Genomic DNA, 212 nt, shown 5'->3' on the forward strand with positions numbered 1-212 from the left:
GTTCAGGCTCGTCGACAGCGAGGTCACGCCACTTTGCGCTGTGCTGATGCCGGCCGCGGCCGAGGCCGACAGGCTCGTCACGTTACTGTTCGTGGTGTTCAGGCCCGTCGACAACGAGCTGACGTTGCCGTTGGTCGCATTCAAGCTGGTCGACAACGATCCCACGTCGGTCGATTCCTGCGTCGACAGTGCACCGAGGGTGCTGTTGGTCG

At 63.2% G+C, this 212-nt stretch carries 1 protein-coding gene; it reads left to right on the forward strand.

The annotated features are described in order from the left end of the window. Positions 1-212, forward strand: a 212-nt coding sequence (locus U5798_RS37065; protein WP_322084899.1) for a hypothetical protein, incomplete at both ends; no start/stop codon positions are given.

The sequence above is a fragment of the Burkholderia sp. BCC1972 genome (assembly GCF_905339605.1).
Lineage (GTDB): Bacteria > Pseudomonadota > Gammaproteobacteria > Burkholderiales > Burkholderiaceae > Burkholderia.